At 41.5% G+C, this 15,406-nt stretch carries 12 protein-coding genes and 1 pseudogene; 1 reads left to right on the plus strand and 12 read right to left on the minus strand.

Translation table 11 applies throughout. The features are described 5' to 3' along the window. Positions 1-70 precede the first annotated feature (70 nt). The 5 genes from B7708_RS03075 to ccdA2 form a co-directional block, all read right to left on the minus strand. Complete coding sequence (locus tag B7708_RS03075; RefSeq protein ID WP_084973678.1) at positions 71-1,762, minus strand: cache domain-containing sensor histidine kinase; 1,692 nt, start codon at positions 1,760-1,762, stop codon at positions 71-73. Continuing rightward, positions 1,759-2,496, minus strand: coding sequence for a response regulator transcription factor (locus tag B7708_RS03080; RefSeq protein WP_084973680.1), 738 nt, complete (start codon positions 2,494-2,496; stop codon positions 1,759-1,761). Before B7708_RS03080 ends, B7708_RS03075 begins: the two co-directional genes overlap by 4 nt. A gap of 70 nt (positions 2,497-2,566) precedes the next feature. Continuing rightward, the gene (gene msrB / locus B7708_RS03085; RefSeq protein WP_084973681.1) at positions 2,567-3,679 is read right to left on the minus strand and encodes a peptide-methionine (R)-S-oxide reductase MsrB; all 1,113 of its coding nucleotides are present in this window, start codon (positions 3,677-3,679) and stop codon (positions 2,567-2,569) included. A gap of 9 nt (positions 3,680-3,688) precedes the next feature. After that, positions 3,689-4,252 (minus strand): redoxin family protein, encoded by a 564-nt coding sequence (locus B7708_RS03090; RefSeq protein WP_084973683.1) that lies wholly within the window; start codon positions 4,250-4,252, stop codon positions 3,689-3,691. A 13-nt stretch (positions 4,253-4,265) separates the two neighbouring features. Next, complete coding sequence (gene ccdA2 / locus B7708_RS03095) at positions 4,266-4,976, minus strand: thiol-disulfide oxidoreductase-associated membrane protein CcdA2 (protein ID WP_084973685.1); 711 nt, start codon at positions 4,974-4,976, stop codon at positions 4,266-4,268. Positions 4,977-5,119: 143 nt separating this feature from the next. Between ccdA2 and B7708_RS09755 the strand changes: the two are divergent. Continuing rightward, positions 5,120-5,257: pseudogene (locus B7708_RS09755) on the plus strand (transposase); the annotation flags it as partial. 80 nt (positions 5,258-5,337) lie between these two features. On the opposite strand, the gene B7708_RS03100 reads toward B7708_RS09755, so the two are convergent. The 7 genes from B7708_RS03100 to B7708_RS03130 form a co-directional block, all read right to left on the minus strand. Beyond that, entirely contained in the window at positions 5,338-6,198 is an 861-nt protein-coding gene (locus B7708_RS03100; RefSeq protein WP_000631551.1) for a methionyl aminopeptidase, read from the minus strand. Between the two features lie 15 nt (positions 6,199-6,213). Continuing rightward, on the minus strand, positions 6,214-7,491 hold the full coding sequence (spxR, locus tag B7708_RS03105; RefSeq protein ID WP_000033804.1) for a CBS-HotDog domain-containing transcription factor SpxR: 1,278 nt from the start codon (positions 7,489-7,491) through the stop codon (positions 6,214-6,216). Next, the gene (locus B7708_RS03110; RefSeq protein ID WP_001028749.1) at positions 7,484-8,035 is read right to left on the minus strand and encodes a GNAT family N-acetyltransferase; all 552 of its coding nucleotides are present in this window, start codon (positions 8,033-8,035) and stop codon (positions 7,484-7,486) included. Before B7708_RS03110 ends, spxR begins: the two co-directional genes overlap by 8 nt. A 15-nt stretch (positions 8,036-8,050) precedes the next feature. After that, a complete protein-coding gene (locus tag B7708_RS03115; protein WP_001227075.1) occupies positions 8,051-9,310 on the minus strand; it encodes a UDP-N-acetylglucosamine 1-carboxyvinyltransferase in 1,260 nt (419 codons plus the stop codon). Positions 9,311-9,484: 174 nt separating this feature from the next. Continuing rightward, positions 9,485-10,990 (minus strand): pyruvate kinase, encoded by a 1,506-nt coding sequence (gene pyk / locus B7708_RS03120; RefSeq protein WP_084973687.1) that lies wholly within the window; start codon positions 10,988-10,990, stop codon positions 9,485-9,487. Positions 10,991-11,054: 64 nt separating this feature from the next. Then, positions 11,055-12,062, minus strand: coding sequence for a 6-phosphofructokinase (gene pfkA, locus B7708_RS03125; RefSeq protein WP_084973689.1), 1,008 nt, complete (start codon positions 12,060-12,062; stop codon positions 11,055-11,057). A gap of 80 nt (positions 12,063-12,142) precedes the next feature. After that, on the minus strand, positions 12,143-15,244 hold the full coding sequence (locus tag B7708_RS03130) for a DNA polymerase III subunit alpha (RefSeq protein WP_084973691.1): 3,102 nt from the start codon (positions 15,242-15,244) through the stop codon (positions 12,143-12,145). Between the last annotated feature and the right edge of the window lie 162 nt (positions 15,245-15,406).

Below are 15,406 nucleotides of genomic sequence, written 5' to 3' on the forward strand. Positions count from 1 at the left end.
TTACTGATTTTATCAAGGCCAACTAATCATTCTGATTTTTAAAAGTAAAACTCCCAGAATTGACTGGGAGCTAACTTGTTTCTATTTTATTGATGTATATTTCAACCGTCGTCCCTTTTGAAGGTACAGAATCAATCTTCATCTGATAGTTTTCTCCAAAATGAAGTTTGAGGCGTTGGTCGACATTTTGAAGACCAACTCCTCCACGTTTGAGCTGACTTTGACTACTATCACCAGTAGATTGGAAGCCAATGCCATCATCCTCAATGCGGATGACTAGTCCTGTATCCTTTTTCTGAACAGAAACTTTAATATGGCCCTGACCTTCCTTCTCCTTGATGCCATGGTAAAGAGCATTTTCTACAAGAGGTTGCAACACCAACTTGGGTAAGACTAGGTTACCAAAAGCAGGATCTTCAGCAATCTCATACTCCAGCTTATCACCATAGCGTTGTTTCTGGATAAAGAGGTACTGGCGGACATGATTGATTTCATCAGAAAGAGAAATCAAATCCTTTCCTTGATTGAGCGCCAAGCGGAAATAGGTTGCCAAGGACTTGGTCACCTGAACCACTCGCTGACTATCCTGAAACTCAGCCATCCAGATGATAGTGTCCAAAGTATTGTAGAGGAAATGAGGATTAATCTGACTCGACAATGCTTGAAGTTCATACTGCCGGGTCGCTTCTTCCTGCCTGCGCACATCTGCCATCAACTGGTCAATTTGATCCAGCATGGCATTGAACTGGCGAGTCACTTCTCTCAGTTCATAGGCGCCAGCTTCCTTAGCACGCAGATTTTGTGTACCAGAAGCAATTTCCAGCATGGTTTCTCTCAGGTCCTTCAAAGGGGCAATCCAGCGTTTGAGACTGAACCATACCAAGCAGAAACAGGCAAGAAGAGATAAGGCACTAGCACCAAGCAAGGTCCACATGAGTTGACTTCGAACCTGGTCTAACTTCTCCAACGAAGACACGCCTATAACCGTCCAATCTGTTCCTGCAATCTTTTCCTGACTAACGTAGGATTGATGATCTAGCGTATAGCCCTGCCCCGTCTCGATGTAGGGTTTCATAGCCTCCATTTCACTCGCTGAGCTATAGACTGTGTGTTTAGGATGGTAGACAAATTCATGGTTTTCATTGATGATAAAGGCAAAGCCCTGCTGGCCCAACTGGAGTTGGTTGAGATAGGCTTCCAGAGTTTCGTAGGAAATGTCCAAACGAAGCACGCCAAGATTGGCTCCCTTTGCATCAACAAGTTCTTGAGTGACAGAAATGACCCACTGACTGTTTGATTTACGAGCTGGTGTCAAAACTGGCTTAGCTCCCTGATGAATGGCCTTTTGGTACCAATCCTCGGCCATCATATCAGAGGAAGTTTTCATCTGCACACTGTCATCTGTAGAAATAACCTGACCAGATTTGGTGACCAGTACCACCGTTTTCAAGTCCTGGTCTGCCTTTAAGATAGTCAAAAACAGATCTCGGATTCCCTTGGCTTGGTCTTGACTGGGATTCTCAGCATAGGCTAACACATCCGTCTGCTGGGTCAAACTGGTAGAGGTGGTTTCTAATTTTTTGATATAAGACTGAATAAAGTGGCTAGTCTGGCTGATGGTCGTTTGGCTATTGCCCTCAATAGTGGCCTCAATAGCTGATGAACTAGATTGATAATAGAAAGTCCCGACCAGAGCTAGGAGAATGAGAAAGACCAGAAAGATGGAAATAACCATTCTGACTAAAAGAGAAGAACGCTTCATCGACCTTCCCCCTTCTTAAACTGACGAGGCGTCACACCTGCAATCTGTTTAAAGCGTTGGGTAAAGTAGTTCATATCTTCAAAACCAACCTTTTCTGCGATCTCATAAATCTTTAAATCCGTGGTCAGAAGCAAGAGCTTGGCTTGCTTGACACGTTCGCGCACCAAATAATCCTGAAAAGGCAGGCCCAGCTCTTTCTTAATCAAGGAGCTCAGATAAGTCGAACTAAAACCCAAGTCACTGGCCAAGCTCTTTAAACTGAATTGGCTATCAGCTAGATGGGACTGGATCTTCTGGGCTATGTTTCCTTCAAACTTATCGGTCAGTAAATCTTGTAACTGCTCTTCCTTTTCTTCCTTGTCTAGTTTTTGCTTGATTTTCCCTAACATTTCTTCAATATCCTGACGAGAAAAGGGCTTGAGCAAGTAGTCATCCACACCGAGTTTGACAGCAGACAAGGCATAATCAAAATCGTCGTAACCTGTCAAAAAAACTAGGTGAACCTGAGGATAGGTTTCTCGGACCAGACTGGCCAACTGGATGCCATTTAGCTGAGGCATATTGATATCGGTTAAAATGATATCTGGCACCTGCTTTTGAATTAAATCCCAAGCCTGTCTTCCATTTTCTGCCTGACCGATGATTTCCATATCGTAGGCTGCTACATTGACCAACTTGCTCAAGCCTTGTCTTACCAGATACTCATCTTCTACGATTAAGATTGTGTAGGTCATGCTCTGCTCCTTTGTCACTTACTAGTATCAGTATAGCAAAATTCTCCTCTAACTGCTTAGGAAAGCCCTCTTAATCAACATAATCCAGTAAATAAGAGTAACCTTTTTCTTCCATTTGGTCTTTGGGAATAAAGCGGATAGAGAGACTATTGATACAGTAGCGCAAGCCCCCCTTGTCCTGTGGTCCATCCGTAAAGACATGGCCAAGGTGAGAATCTCCAACTCGGCTTCTCACTTCCATGCGCGTCATATTGTAGGACTTATCTTCCTTGTAGGTGGCAACATCTGGGCTGATGGGTTGGGTGAAACTAGGCCAACCACAACCAGACTCAAACTTGTCCTTTGATGAAAAGAGAGGTTCGCCAGTTGCCACATCCACATAGATACCGGATTCAAATTTATCCCAGTAGCGGTTTGAAAAAGCTCGTTCTGTTTGATTTTTCTGGGTAACTGCATACTCCTCAGGTGACAAGGTCTTTTTCAATTCTTCATCACTTGGTTTAGGATATTTGCTGGCATCGATGACGGGGTAGGCAGCCTGATTGACATTGATATGACAGTAGCCATTTGGATTTTTCTTGAGGTAGTCTTGGTGATAATCCTCAGCCACCACAAAATTCTTCAAGTTTTCCTTTTCAACTGCCAGTGGTTGGTCGTATTTCTTAGCCACCTCATCAAAGACTTGGTTGATTACTTCCAAATCCTTGTCATCTGTATAATATACACCTGTACGGTACTGAGTCCCCACATCATTTCCTTGTTTATTTTTGCTGGTTGGATTGATAATGCGGAAGTAATGAAGCAGGATTTCCTTGAGGGAAATTTGCTTGGCATCATAGGTGACATGGACAGTCTCCGCATGTCCTGTTTGGTTAATCAATTCGTACTTGGTTGTTTCCCCTCTACCATTTGCATAGCCTGAAACGGCATCTGTCACTCCGGGAACGCGTGAGAAGTATTCCTCCACTCCCCAGAAACATCCCCCAGCTAGATAAATTTCGTGCAAGTCTGCGTCTTTGCTCACTTCTGTTTTTTTCACTGTTTTTCCTCCTTGGCTAACTGATGCTTTCTCAATTTGCGAGCTATCTGTCTGCCCTGCATTTCGCATCAATAGAAAATATAAACCAGTTATGGCTAGGAGAATGACCCCTGCCAAGACAAAAAGTTTTACTTTATCATTCATAGCCTTTCTCTACCCCATTTCTTTCAATTCTTTTAAAATCATATCCTTATCCATAAAACCTGGTTGCGTTTTGACCAGCTTGCCTTCCTTGTCTATAAAGGCTTGAGTTGGGTAAGAACGAACACCATAACTTTCCAAGAGTTTACCTGACGGGTCAATCAAAACTGGAAAATTTTTATAATCCAATCCCTTGTACCAGTTCTTAAAGTCCGCTTCAGATTGCTCCCCCTTGTGTTCAGGAGACACCACTGTCAAGACCACATAGTCATCACCAGCTTCTTTAGCAATTTCATCCGTATCCGGAAGGCTAGCTAGACAGATAGAACACCAAGAAGCCCAGAATTTAAGATAGACTTTCTTGCCTTTGTAGTCAGATAAACGATAAGTCTTACCATCTACTCCTGTTAGTTCAAAATCAGCAACCGCCTGACCTTTAGTCGCAGTTTGTGAACTAACTTGTTCTGTTTTGGTTTGCTCCTTCATAGTAGACTCGTCTGACATATTTTTAGCCGAACAGGCTGCCAAACAACAGATTGAGCCTACTCCAAGGAGACATGTTTGCCATTTTTTCATTTCTTTTTCCTCTCTATTCAAATAATGTAGTCAAAATGGAAGCATTTCCCAAAAGCACCAAGATTCCCATCACGATAATGAGGAAACCACCCACTTTTTTGAGGATTCCGAGGTAAGGATGGAGTTTTCGGAAATGTTTCAAAACATAGCTGGAGGCAAGAGCTAGAACTAAAAATGGTAGCGCCAATCCCAGCGTGTAAACCAACATGAGACCAGCTCCCTGCCAAGCTCCTGAACCATCTGAAGCCGCCAAAGCCAAAACAGACCCCAGAACTGGCCCCACACACGGCGTCCAAGCAAAACTAAAGCTCAACCCCAGTAAAAATGCCTGACTATAGCCGTTAGAGTTTTGACCCTGTCTCTTTAATTGTAGCCTTCTTTCCTTGTAGAGCCCCTGCAAATGTAGGACTTCCATCTGGTGCAAGCCCAAGAGAATGATAATCGCACCCGTCACATACTGAAACCAAGAAGTATACAGCAAATTGCCTAAAAAACCAGCTCCATAGCCCAGTAAGATAAAAACAAAGGAAATCCCCGCTATAAAGGCCATAGTTCGCAATAAACTAACAACTGAGATTGAAAATTTTCCACTAGAAGCCTGAGCATCATTCTTATCATCCAATAAGACACCTGCATAGACAGGCAACAAGGGTAAAATACAAGGAGAAAAGAAGGAAAGGATTCCAGCAAGAAAAACACTGATAAAAAAGATTATATTATCCATTGCCTTCCTCCATTCTTTGATTTGATAGAACTATTATAGACCCAAAATTCCAGAAAAAACAGGGACAATGATAAGGAAAAATAGGAATTTAATCAGTTTATTTAGAAACCTTGTACAAAAAAGTCCCATAAGATCTATAATGAAAAGCTACTAATAACCTCATTAAACTCATCAAACGAAATGCCTTTAGTTTTCGGAACTTTGAAAACTTCAAAAAAAGGATTTTCATCGCTCTCAACATCAAAAAAGAAAGGACGAAATTCGTCCTTTCTCGATCTTAGCTGACTTCAACCCACTACAGTTGACAAAGAGCTGATTTTTTCTGTCTAACTTTTTGAGGGCGGTACAAGCTCCCTTCATTTTAATACGTTCCTTCTTCACCTTGACTGGTCAGGATAACAGGTCCATCTTTGGTAATCACGAACTGGTGTTCATATTGGCAAGATAGGCCACCATCAATAGTCTTATGAGCCCAGCCAGTCTTCATATCTGTATCAATTTCCCAGTCACCAGTATTAATCATGGGTTCAATGGTTAGCACCATTCCTTCACGGAGACGGAGTCCACGGCCTGCAATACCGTAGTTAGGAACCATTGGTTCTTCGTGCATAGTTGGACCAACACCATGACCAACCAAATCACGAACGACACCATAACCGCGACTTTCAGCATATTCCTGAATTGCTGCACCGATATCACCGATGCGATTGCCGACAACTGCTTGCTCAATCCCTATATACATAGCTTCCTTGGTCACGTCCATCAGGTTTTTCACTTCTTCAGACGGTGTACCAACCGCATAAGCCCAACATGAGTCTGCTAGACCGCCAGTATAGTTTTGTGTGTATTTTTTCATTTGCTCAACATTATTGAAGTTGAGTTTTGACACATTGAGATCTGATTTGGCAATCGGCCCACCTAGAACCATATCAACCTTGAGCAAGTCCCCATCTTTCAAGATGTAATGACGTGGAAAAGCGTGAGCTACTTCGTCGTTAAGAGAGCAACAAGTGGCATAGGGGTAATCCATGACTGCCCCATCCACGCCAATCTGTAGAGGAAGGAAATTTTCCTCTTTACAACGTCGACGAACGTACTCTTCAACTTCCCACATATCCACGCCAGGCTTAATTAAATCACGTAAGCCTATATGGATACTAGCTAGGAAATCACCAGCCTTGTCCATGGCTTCGATTTCACGTGCTGATTTTAAAGTTATCATTTTTTCTCCTAGATTCTAATTAATTTTAACCGTAACATTTGCTTTTGAAACAATCTGATGCCCATGATAAATATCATAATCAATAATAGCTGAACGTCTCGTGTGGTGAATAATCCGAGCCTGAATCCGCAGAGTATCATCTATCTGAACAGCTTGCAAGAAGTAAATTAGCATCTGCTCGATGATGAGATTGCGTCTACTATTTGCTACCAAATCCTGTGTCATGTGAGTTAAAATTTCAGCAAGAACACCATTTGCTAAAACCCCGTTCTTCTCAAGCATAAAGGGTTCAACTGTAATCACAACTTCGTCGTGATGATAAGACAACTTCTGACCGATTTGCTCTGAAAAAGTCGGCAAGGCTGAAACTTGAGAACGACTCATCTTATCCATAACATCTCGTCTCGTTACAACTCCGAGCAAAGTTTGATTGCTTCTCACGACTGGGACCATCTCAAAGTCTTCTGCTATCATCCGTTGACTGACGTTAGCTATATTCGTTGCCAATCCTGTCAGGAAGAGACTACGAGTCATCACCTTGTCAATCGTTGTGCTAGGTGATTTATCCCCCGCATCTCGCATGGTAACAACTCCAACAACCACTTGATGCTGATTGATGACTGGGAAACGACTACTTCTGTTCTTACGTACCAAATCTAGATAGTCTTTCACTGTGTCCGTTTCTCTTAAGAAACCATACTCATGACTGGGACGATAGAGCTTTTCAACTGTTAAAATATCTGTCTTAATCTGCACATTTGACAAAGCTCTATTGATCATAGTCGCAACTGTAAAAGTATCATGCTTGCTTCGTAAAACAGGAATACCCTTTTTATTGGCAAGAGCTAGTACATCCTCGTGCACATGAAAACCACCTGTTACAAGGACCGCATTTTCATTTTCCAGAGCTAAAAGTTGAATACGAGTACGGTCACCTACGATCAAAAGACCACCATCATTCAGATAGGACAAAATATTCTGCTCGGTCATGGCCCCAATGGAGAATTTGCTAAATTCTCTGTCCAAACCTTCTTGACCAGCTAACACTTCAGAGGAGGTGACTTCTGCAATCTCTGCATAGGTCAGTTTTTCAATAGCCACTTTCTGAGATTTGACACGAATGGTTCCACTACGAGGTCGAGTTTCTACAATTCCACGATTTTCAGCCTCTTTAATGGCACGATAAGCCGTTCCATCACTGACACCCAAGTGATTGGAAATACTACGAACGCTGACACGTTTTCCTATTGGTAACTCTTCCAGATAACTTAAGATTTCCTGGTGTTTACTCATTGAATTCTCCTTTTATGTATCGAAATTCAAGATAGTCCCTCATTTTTCGTGTATAGCGATCGCTTCCCTTAAACTGTCGGACGAGGCTAAATCCCGATTTTAAGGCTACTTTTTGACTAGCTTGATTCTCCAGATGAGTGATGATGGATAATTGTTTTAGACCAAATTCTTCAAATGAGAGCTGACAAAGTTTGGTAACTACTTCTGTCATAAAACCTTGTGACCAAGAATCCTTTTTTAAGAAATAACCAATTTCTGCTTCTTTTTTGATTTCGTCTATTTTTTCAAACTTGATGGAACCAATCATTTCCTGATTGTCTTGCTTGCAGATTGCCCAAACACCCAAAGGAGCCTTCATAAAATAGTTGGCAAGTGCGTACTGACTTTCTTCCAAACTTGCTTGACTGGGAAAAATAAACTGCAGATTTTCCGGATTTGAAGCAATATCGTAAAATGCTTGACTGTCACTAAAAAAGAAAGGACGCAAATACAAGCGTTCCGTTTCAAAGAAAGAAAACATTGCTAATTTGGTCCAAATATTCATAATCACCTCAATGGCTTAGTCTTCGACGAGTGTAATATCTGCTCCAAGACTACGTAATTTTTCAATAATATCTGAGTAGCCACGAAGGATAAACTCAATATTTGTAATTTCAGTCTGGCCTTGAGCCATCAGTCCAGCAATCACAAGTGCAGCACCAGCTCGCAAGTCTGTAGCTTTCACCTTGGCACCTTGTAGAGTTCGTCCACCAGTGTAGAAAATATGGTCATTTGTAGTCGCAATATTTGCATCCATTTTTGCTAATTCAAAGACATGGTTGACACGTTTTTCATAAATGGTATCAATAATAGTACCACGACCTTGAGCAGTTAATAAAAGTGGTGTGATTGGTTGTTGTAAATCCGTTGCAAATCCTGGATAGGGGGCAGTTTTAATATTGATGGCCTTCAAATCAGACTGTTCTTCAACGAAGATACTATCCTCAGAGACTGTCATGCGAACGCCCATTTCCTCTAGTTTGGCGATAAAACCTTCTAAATGCTCATAGAGAACATTGTTAATACGGATTCCTTTACCAACCGCTGCTGCAAGTGAAATATAGGTTCCTGCTTCAATACGATCTGGAATAACTTGGTGACGCGTTCCATGAAGTTGCTCGACACCATCAATAATGATAATATCAGTCCCTGCACCACGAATGTGAGCCCCCATGTTATTCAAAAGGGTAGCCACATCGATGATTTCTGGTTCACGAGCCGCATTTTCAATAACAGTCCGTCCCTTAGCCTTAACAGCCGCAATCATGGTATTAATCGTTGCACCAACACTGACGGTATCCATGTAAATACTTGCGCCGTGAAGTCCCTTACCTTGGGCAGATAAATTCATATTATCTCCCTCATAGCTTACCTTGGCTCCCATGGCTTCGAAGGCTTTTAGGTGAAGGTCAATCGGACGAGGACCAAGATCACATCCGCCAGGAAGTCCAACCGTAGCTTCACCAAAACGACCTAAAAGACTTCCATAGAAATAATAAGATGCACGAAGGCTATTGATCTTACCATAAGGCATTGGAATATTCTGAACACCTCTAGGATCAATCTCCAAAACATCATCGTAGCGTTTTACTTTCGCTCCCATGATTTCCATAATTTCGACAAGACTAGCAACGTCTGAAATATCTGGGACACAATCCAAAGTGACAACATCATCTGCCAGTATAATAGCAGGGATTAATGCTACAACACTATTCTTAGCACCGCTAATGGTGATCTCACCTTGCAATGGATGTCCACCATTGATGACAATTTTTCTCATGTTATACTCTTTCAAAATTTACTAAAAAGGTCTTTACATTCTATTATACCATAGTTCTCCTATTTTTCCCATTTCTGTTTAATAAAATTCTCCCTCTTTTTATCTTCTAAAATAGAAAAAAGACCCATCACACAAGCACAAAAGCTTGGTATGATAGGCTTTTAAAAGTTTAGATTAACGTACTGTACGGATACGCATTGTGTTTGTACGGACAGCTTCTCCAAGCGGTACACCTGCAACGATAATCATATCATCACCAGATTCTACCAAACCTTGTTCTACTGCAATCTTTTCGGCAAGTTCGAACATATCATCAGTGTTTGATGGACGTTCAGTTGTTACTGGGATAACACCCCAGTTCAACATCAATCCACGTTGAGTTAATTCATCGAAAGTGATTGCCAAGATATCAGCATCTGGACGGTATTTAGAAATCAAACGAGCAGTGTGACCTGTCTTAGTAAGAGTAACCACCAACTTGATATTCATAGAGTTTGTCGCATCCTTAACAGCTGAAGCCATAACCTCAGTCTTAGAATTACGTGACAAGTTAACAAACGACAAGCGACCGTATTCTTTCAAAAGGGTTTGAGCATTCTTGTCAATTGTTGCCATTGTACGAACAGATTCAAGTGGGTATTTACCGTTTGCAGACTCACCTGAAAGCATTGTAGCGTCAGTACCGTCGATAACAGCGTTAAATACGTCTGATACTTCTGAACGAGTGGCACGTGGTTTTTCAGTCATGGTTTCAAGCATGTTTGTTGCTGTGATAACAACTTTACCAGCTGCGTTCACTTTAGTGATGATCATTTTTTGGTAAACTGGAACCATTTCGAATGGTACTTCGATACCCATGTCACCACGAGCGATCATGATACCGTCAGCAGCTTCGATGATTTCATCCAAGTTATCGATACCTTGTTGGTTTTCGATTTTCGCAAACAATTGAACATGTCCGTTACCAGTTTCTTCACAGATTGCACGAACTTCATTCACGTCTTTAGCAGTACGTACGAATGAGATCGCGATGAAGTTGATACCTTGTTCAAGACCGAAACGGATATCATCGTTATCACGTTCAGCAAGTGCTGGGAAAGGAATTTTAGTGTTAGGGATGTTTACACCTTTTTGTTTAGCGATAATTCCGTCGTTTTCAACTTCTACTTCAAATTCACGAGTTGCATCGTCTTTTGCAACAACACGAAGACCAAGTTTACCATCGTCAACCAATACTTGGCGACCAACCTCAACATCATCGTAGATGTCAAGAGCACCAGCAACGTTCAAAGCAATCACTTCACGAGTTGATTTGATTCCTTGTTTAGTTGCAACACGGATTTTTTCACCAGTTTTGTATGAGTATTCTTTTGCGTCACCTTCAAACAATTCAGTACGGATTTCAGGACCTTTTGTATCAAGAAGGAAACCAACTTTCTTACCTGCAAGTTTTTCTGCAAGTTTAACAGTTGCCATACGTTCACCTTGTTCTTGGTGGTCACCGTGCGAGAAGTTGAAACGGAAAGTGTTCGCTCCTGCTTCAATCAATTTCGCAATATTTTTTGCTGAAGCTTCAACGTCAAGTTTTTCACCCCAGTATCCATCATCACCGAATTTCTTTCCACCACGGATTTCAACCGCAGGACCCAAAGTTGCAACGATTTTTACACGTTTATTCATGATTTGTGACTCCTTTATATAATTTGACCTTTTATGGTCATTTTACCAGATTAGTTAAAGTTGATTATGACAAGCTCTTGTTCAAGCTAGATAGTTCAAGATCAGCTTTGTGCGGGTTGTTCACCACGATCTTGCCATCTTCAGTCAAGCTAAACAAAGCTCCCTCTTCTGCTGTCCCAAGAATTGGATTTTCAACCATTTTCTCATTACGAATACCAACAGCGACACCACCGATTCCTTGTTTGAGGAGTTTAACAGCATGTGCTCCCAAGCGTGACGCCAAGACGCGGTCACGCGCAGTTGGCGAACCACCACGTTGGATGTGACCAAGTTCAGTTACACGAAGGTCACTAGTGTCTCCAGCTTCCTTGAGTTTCTTACCAAACTCATCGGCAGACATAACTCCCTCAGCCAAAACGATGATGTTGTGTTTCTTACCACATTCATATCCAGCTTTGATGCTTGCAACGATATCTTCCATCTTGAAACCTTCTTCAGGAATAATGATTTCATCGGCACCAGTAGCAATACCTGCCCAAAGTGCGATATCACCAGCGTTACGCCCCATTACTTCTACAACGAAAGTACGACGGTGACTTGATGATGTATCACGAATCTTATCAATCGCATCCATTGCAGTAGTAACTGCAGTATCAAATCCAATTGTGAAATCAGTACCTACGATATCATTATCAATTGTGCCAGGCAGACCGATAGCTGGGAATCCATGCTCAGTCAAGCGCATAGCTCCGTGATAAGAACCGTCACCACCGATTACAACAACACCTTCGATCCCGTGTTTTTTCAACTGCTCAATCCCTTTAAGTTGACCTTCAAGTTGTGCAAACTCAGGGTAACGAGCAGAGTGAAGGAAAGTACCACCACGTGAAATGATGTCTCCAACTGAAGCAGCATCAAGTGGATAGATTTCACCGGCAACCATCCCTGCGTATCCATCATAGATACCAAAGACTTCCATTCCTTCTGAGATTGCTTGACGAACTACTGCACGGATGGCAGCGTTCATACCAGGGGCGTCTCCACCGCTAGTCAAAACAGCAATACGTTTCATTTGGTTTTGCTCCTTTTTCTTTTAACATTCTTATTGATTATACCACATTTCATTTGAAAATTCTTCTATTTTTCGTATTTTTAGCGATAAATCGTTTTCATAGCAATTCCCTCTAATTTTTCCTGTAAAGCAGGGTCTTTTTTTACAAAATGACGGGAGGAAACAATTGTTTTTTCTTCCTCTACATACCTGATAATAACAGGAATAGAGCCTTTGTATTGTTCTAGGATATTTGAAATCTCTTTATCGTTGTCGTGATTTTTAACTTGAATCCAGAATCGTTCTGCGACTGCTTCTTTCAAATCTTGTGCAATCATTTGCAGACGACCATCTCGGGATTGAACCTTGCCATTGATATAGTAGAATTTTCCTTCGGATAAGATAGAAGCAAATTTTCGATATTGGTCAGAAAATACAGTTACATCCAGCCTAGACTTACTGTCATGAACCTGTAGAAAGGCCATACTCTCGCCTTTCTTGGTTCGAATGACTTTTAGTTTTTGCACTTCAACTAGAAGAGTTGCTTGACTCCCCTCAGTAAGATTAACGATGGACGTTGTTGGATACAAAGCTTGTTTGGCAAGAGTTTGTAGAGGATGGGCACTGATTCCAACTCCAATCAGTTCCTGCTCCTTGTAAAATTTCTCTGCCTCTGTAAAATCATCAGCCTCAGTCCAACTATAGTTTGCATCCGCAAAGAGTCCTCCTAACTCCTCAACAAAGACAAATAAGTTTGGTAGGTTCACTAAGATTTTCTGACGATTCTTGTCAAATTCATCAAAAAGCCCCAGTTCAACCAATGGAGTTAAAAGCGATAGTTTCTTGTAATTCTTGGGAAGACGTGTGACAAAATCTTCAATGCTTGAGAAGGGACGATTTTCAATAATCCAGTAAGACAAATCTCTTGGCATGCCCTTAATGGCTTTTAGACCAAGATAGATTGTCTTCTGGGTAATTTTATCATGATAGGGAATGCTGTTGATTGCTAAAGGAGTTACTTCAAAGCCCATCTGCAATGCATCTACAATGTAATCACTGCTAGAATAATTCAACATGACTTGGAAGAAAATAGCAGGATAGTGCGTCTTGAAATAGGCAAGCTGGAAAGCCAGGGCTGAGTAAGCGTAGGCGTGAGATCTATTAAATCCATAGCCTGCAAACTTTTCCATCACTGCAAAAACTTGATTGGCTTTTTCTTCTGAATGCCCAAGTTTCATAGCTCCTGTGATAAAATCTTCCTTCATTAAATGCATCTCTTTAGCATTTTTCTTACCCATGGCTCGTCTGAGGATATCGGCTTTGCCAAGGCTGAAACCTCCGAACCGCTGAGCTACCTGCATGACCTGCTCTTGATAGAGCATGATACCGTAGGTTGATGAAAGGATGTCTTCCAAGGCAGGATCCAGCACCGTCACCTTTTCTTTGCCATGCTTACGAGCAACAAAATTATCAATATAGTCACTAGCTCCTGGTCTGTTGAGCGAGGTCGTGGCTACTACCTCTTCAAAGACTTGTGGCTGAACTCGTTTCAAGAGTCGAATAGCACCAGGTTGTTCAAATTGGAAAATCCCCTTGGTATTTCCAGCAGCAAAGAGGGCCAGAGTGTCCTTGTCTTCCAAATCAATCTCTTCGATTTTTAGATGAATACCTTCTGATTCAGCAAGTACTTCCTGCATTTTTTGTACAAAAGTTAAGTTTCGCAGACCTAGGAAATCCATTTTTAGAAGACCATTAGCTTCAACACCATGAGCATCATACTGGGTGATGAGCATATCCTCACCGTATTTGAGCGGGATATAGTCCGTCAGGTCTTGGTCACTCATAACGACCCCAGCTGCATGGATAGAGGTTTGACGAGGATACCCTTCAATCTTTCGAGCAATCTCAAAAGCTTTTTGGTATTCAATCTTACTATTGATAACCTGTCTAAATTGCAGATTCTTTTCATAGGCTGTCGTTAGCGTATCTCGAAAACTGATTTTTTTCGTAATATTTGTTAATTCGTACTCTGGAACACCATAACGTTTGAAAACATCACGAATTGCCTGTTTTGCTCCAAAGGTCGAATAAGTGACAATCTGCGCCACGTGTTGACTACCATAGCGATCACGAACATAACGAATGAATTCTGGCCTATAGAGGTCAGGAATGTCGATATCGATATCGGGCATGGTGTAACGCTCACGATTTAAAAAGCGTTCGAAAATCAGATTCTTTTCAACCGGGTCAATTCCTGTGATATCAAGTGAATAAGCCACCAGACTACCAACCGCAGAACCACGCCCCATTCCCATATAGTAGCCTTGGGAACGTCCAAAACGGAGCAAATCCCAAACTACAAGGAAATAATCGTCAAATCCCATATCATGAATCACAGCCAACTCTTCATTCAGTCGCTCACGATAGATAGCTGAGGTTAGCCCTTTGTCACTCAACCCTTGCTCAGCCCTCTCACGAAGTTCTTCTACTGCTGGTCTTTCAGGATTAAAGCGAGGGAGTTTTAAACTTGGGTCGAGTTGGTAACTAACATTCTCTATCAAATCTTGGAGATTAGCAAGTGCCTGAGGGAAGTGATTTTTAAACCGTGCTTCCAAGTCTGAGGCAGGTAGAAAGATTCCTTGTTGTGAATGCACATCCACTTCTCTTAGGCTGACATTATCCTTGATTGCCGATAAGATTTGTAAAACTTGAACATCTTCTTTTTCAAAAGAATTGACTTGATAGAGTGGAAGAATGGGCCTAGTAAAGACTTCTTGAGGAGTATCTGGACTAACACCGATATAATAGTCATAGCCTAAATCTAACTGTTCGATCCCCTCAAAATAGGGAACAATAATGGCCACATCCTCGAGGTGGGGGGTGAAGTCAGACCAATTTTTCCGTCCAGTCATTTTTAAAGTGGATAACTTCATCAACTCTTGATAACCTTTAGTGGATAGGGCTAGAAAACGAAGAGAAATATTGTCCTCATCTTTGACCAAGGTCATTTCTAGACCAATTAAAGGTTGAATGCCATGCTTACGAGTTGCTTCTAGAAAATGATAGGCTCCATAGAGATTATCCACATCCATGATAGCAAGGTGAGAATAGCCGTATTCTTTAGCCATTTGTACGTATTTTTCAATTGAAACCACACTTTCCATAAAACTATAAACAGTCTTGGTGTCGAGTTGTGCAATCATTTCTTCTCCTCCTTGCTTTAGATATAGTACTATTATACCATTTTAAAAACTAGAATGAAAAGGTAGAAGATCATTCCTTTTAAAGTGACTTCATCACAGGCCAACAATATCTTTTTTACCTTATTTTTGATATACTAAATTTAGAATATTTCTAAAGGAGAG

It is taken from the genome of Streptococcus oralis subsp. dentisani (assembly GCF_002096615.1).
Taxonomy (GTDB): domain Bacteria; phylum Bacillota; class Bacilli; order Lactobacillales; family Streptococcaceae; genus Streptococcus; species Streptococcus oralis_U.

Excerpts from the sequence above, each read along its gene's own strand:
- msrB (WP_084973681.1), bottom strand. The coding sequence starts at position 3,679 with ATGAATGATAAAGTAAAACTTTTTGTCTTGGCAGGGGTCATTCTCCTA.
- B7708_RS03090 (WP_084973683.1), bottom strand. The coding sequence starts at position 4,252 with ATGAAAAAATGGCAAACATGTCTCCTTGGAGTAGGCTCAATCTGTTGT.
- pyk (WP_084973687.1), bottom strand. The coding sequence starts at position 10,990 with ATGAATAAACGTGTAAAAATCGTTGCAACTTTGGGTCCTGCGGTTGAA.
- B7708_RS03080 (WP_084973680.1), bottom strand. The coding sequence starts at position 2,496 with ATGACCTACACAATCTTAATCGTAGAAGATGAGTATCTGGTAAGACAA.
- B7708_RS03110 (WP_001028749.1), bottom strand. The coding sequence starts at position 8,035 with ATGAATATTTGGACCAAATTAGCAATGTTTTCTTTCTTTGAAACGGAA.
- B7708_RS03100 (WP_000631551.1), bottom strand. The coding sequence starts at position 6,198 with ATGATAACTTTAAAATCAGCACGTGAAATCGAAGCCATGGACAAGGCT.
- B7708_RS03115 (WP_001227075.1), bottom strand. The coding sequence starts at position 9,310 with ATGAGAAAAATTGTCATCAATGGTGGACATCCATTGCAAGGTGAGATC.
- B7708_RS03130 (WP_084973691.1), bottom strand. The coding sequence starts at position 15,244 with ATGATTGCACAACTCGACACCAAGACTGTTTATAGTTTTATGGAAAGT.
- pfkA (WP_084973689.1), bottom strand. The coding sequence starts at position 12,062 with ATGAAACGTATTGCTGTTTTGACTAGCGGTGGAGACGCCCCTGGTATG.
- ccdA2 (WP_084973685.1), bottom strand. The coding sequence starts at position 4,976 with ATGGATAATATAATCTTTTTTATCAGTGTTTTTCTTGCTGGAATCCTT.
- B7708_RS03075 (WP_084973678.1), bottom strand. The coding sequence starts at position 1,762 with ATGAAGCGTTCTTCTCTTTTAGTCAGAATGGTTATTTCCATCTTTCTG.
- spxR (WP_000033804.1), bottom strand. The coding sequence starts at position 7,491 with ATGAGTAAACACCAGGAAATCTTAAGTTATCTGGAAGAGTTACCAATA.